The sequence below is a fragment of the Pantoea septica genome (assembly GCF_002095575.1).
In the GTDB taxonomy this organism is placed as follows: domain Bacteria; phylum Pseudomonadota; class Gammaproteobacteria; order Enterobacterales; family Enterobacteriaceae; genus Pantoea; species Pantoea septica.
Genome location: NZ_MLJJ01000075.1, coordinates 1 through 3,252 on the forward strand (window position 1 = coordinate 1; position 3,252 = coordinate 3,252).

General features: G+C 55.2%; 2 rRNA genes. Both read left to right on the top strand.

Annotated elements, in window-relative coordinates:
* Positions 1-139: 139 nt before the first annotated feature.
* Positions 140-3,044: ribosomal RNA gene (locus HA46_RS20555) — 23S ribosomal RNA — on the top strand.
* Positions 3,045-3,137: 93 nt separating this feature from the next.
* Positions 3,138-3,252 (top strand): 5S ribosomal RNA (gene rrf, locus HA46_RS20560); the annotation flags it as partial.

The following is a 3,252-nucleotide window of genomic DNA, read 5'->3' on the forward strand; positions in this document are numbered from 1 at the left end:
TTGCTCTTTAACAATCCGGAACAAGCTGAAAATTGAAACGACGCATTGCGTTATTCCTCCGTAACAAGGAATAAAGGCAACGCGTTCGAGTCTCTCAATAATCACATCCGCGACGTCGCAAGACGCCTGTGGGTTGTGAGGTTAAGCGACTAAGCGTACACGGTGGATGCCCTGGCAGTCAGAGGCGATGAAGGACGTGCTAATCTGCGAAAAGCGCCGGCAAGGTGATATGAACCGCTACAGCCGGCGATGTCCGAATGGGGAAACCCAGTGTGATTCGTCACACTATCGCAACATGAATACATAGTGTTGCGAGGCGAACCGGGGGAACTGAAACATCTAAGTACCCCGAGGAAAAGAAATCAACCGAGATTCCCCCAGTAGCGGCGAGCGAACGGGGAGCAGCCCAGAGCCTGAATCAGCTTGTGTGCTAGTGGAAGCGTCTGGAAAGGCGCAGGGTACAGGGTGATACTCCCGTACACGAAAGCACACAGGCTGTGAGCTCGATGAGTAGGGCGGGACACGTGGTATCCTGTCTGAATATGGGGGGACCATCCTCCAAGGCTAAATACTCCTGACTGACCGATAGTGAACCAGTACCGTGAGGGAAAGGCGAAAAGAACCCCGGCGAGGGGAGTGAAACAGAACCTGAAACCGTGTACGTACAAGCAGTGGGAGCCTCTTTGTGGGGTGACTGCGTACCTTTTGTATAATGGGTCAGCGACTTATATTCTGTAGCAAGGTTAACCGTATAGGGGAGCCGCAGGGAAACCGAGTCTTAACTGGGCGTTAAGTTGCAGGGTATAGACCCGAAACCCGGTGATCTAGCCATGGGCAGGTTGAAGGTTGGGTAACACTAACTGGAGGACCGAACCGACTAATGTTGAAAAATTAGCGGATGACCTGTGGCTGGGGGTGAAAGGCCAATCAAACCGGGAGATAGCTGGTTCTCCCCGAAAGCTATTTAGGTAGCGCCTCGTGAACTCATCTCCGGGGGTAGAGCACTGTTTCGGCTAGGGGGCCATCCCGGCTTACCAACCCGATGCAAACTGCGAATACCGGAGAATGTTATCACGGGAGACACACGGCGGGTGCTAACGTCCGTCGTGAAGAGGGAAACAACCCAGACCGCCAGCTAAGGTCCCAAAGTCATGGTTAAGTGGGAAACGATGTGGGAAGGCCCAGACAGCCAGGATGTTGGCTTAGAAGCAGCCATCATTTAAAGAAAGCGTAATAGCTCACTGGTCGAGTCGGCCTGCGCGGAAGATGTAACGGGGCTAAACCATGCACCGAAGCTGCGGCAGCGACGCGCAAGCGTTGTTGGGTAGGGGAGCGTTCTGTAAGCCGTTGAAGGTGTGCTGTGAGGCATGCTGGAGGTATCAGAAGTGCGAATGCTGACATAAGTAACGATAAAGCGGGTGAAAAGCCCGCTCGCCGGAAGACCAAGGGTTCCTGTCCAACGTTAATCGGGGCAGGGTGAGTCGACCCCTAAGGCGAGGCCGAAAGGCGTAGTCGATGGGAAACAGGTTAATATTCCTGTACTTGGTGTTGCTGCGAAGGGGGGACGGAGAAGGCTATGTTGGCCGGGCGACGGTTGTCCCGGTTTAAGCGTGTAGGCTGAGCATCCAGGCAAATCCGGATGCTCAAGGCTGAGGCGTGACGACGAGGCACTACGGTGCTGAAGCAACAAATGCCCTGCTTCCAGGAAAAGCCTCTAAGCTCCAGGCAACACGAAATCGTACCCCAAACCGACACAGGTGGTCAGGTAGAGAATACCAAGGCGCTTGAGAGAACTCGGGTGAAGGAACTAGGCAAAATGGTGCCGTAACTTCGGGAGAAGGCACGCTGGCGCGTAGGTGAGGGGACTTGCTCCCGGAGCCGAGGCCAGTCGAAGATACCAGCTGGCTGCAACTGTTTATTAAAAACACAGCACTGTGCAAACACGAAAGTGGACGTATACGGTGTGACGCCTGCCCGGTGCCGGAAGGTTAATTGATGGGGTTATCCGCAAGGAGAAGCTCTTGATCGAAGCCCCGGTAAACGGCGGCCGTAACTATAACGGTCCTAAGGTAGCGAAATTCCTTGTCGGGTAAGTTCCGACCTGCACGAATGGCGTAATGATGGCCAGGCTGTCTCCACCCGAGACTCAGTGAAATTGAAATCGCTGTGAAGATGCAGTGTACCCGCGGCAAGACGGAAAGACCCCGTGAACCTTTACTACAGCTTGACACTGAACACTGGTCCTTGATGTGTAGGATAGGTGGGAGGCTTCGAAGCGTGGACGCCAGTCTGCGTGGAGCCGTCCTTGAAATACCACCCTTTAATGGCTGGTGTTCTAACGTAGGCCCGTCATCCGGGCTGCGGACAGTGTCTGGTGGGTAGTTTGACTGGGGCGGTCTCCTCCCAAAGCGTAACGGAGGAGCACGAAGGTTGGCTAATCCTGGTCGGACATCAGGAGGTTAGTGCAATGGCATAAGCCAGCTTGACTGCGAGAGTGACGGCTCGAGCAGGTGCGAAAGCAGGTCATAGTGATCCGGTGGTTCTGAATGGAAGGGCCATCGCTCAACGGATAAAAGGTACTCCGGGGATAACAGGCTGATACCGCCCAAGAGTTCATATCGACGGCGGTGTTTGGCACCTCGATGTCGGCTCATCACATCCTGGGGCTGAAGTAGGTCCCAAGGGTACGGCTGTTCGCCGTTTAAAGTGGTACGCGAGCTGGGTTTAGAACGTCGTGAGACAGTTCGGTCCCTATCTGCCGTGGGCGCTGGAAAACTGAGGGGGGTTGCTCCTAGTACGAGAGGACCGGAGTGAACGCACCGCTGGTGTTCGGGTTGTCATGCCAATGGCACTGCCCGGTAGCTAAGTGCGGAAGAGATAAGTGCTGAAAGCATCTAAGCACGAAACTTGCCCCGAGATGAGTTTTCCCTGACCCCTTGAGGGTCCTGAAGGGACGTTGAAGACGACGACGTTGATAGGCCGGGTGTGTAAGCGCAGCGATGCGTTGAGCTAACCGGTACTAATGACCCGTGAGGCTTAACCTTACAACGCCAGAGGCGTTTTGCGAGACGCGAAGATTTTCAGCCTGTACCGGATAATTCTGCGCGGCCTGCGGGCGGCGCGGAAGACAGAATTTGCCTGGCGGCCTTAGCGCGGCGGTCCCACCTGACCCCATGCCGAACTCAGAAGTGAAACGCCGTAGCGCCGATGGTAGTGTGGGGCCTCCCCATGCGAGAGTAGGGAACTGCCAGG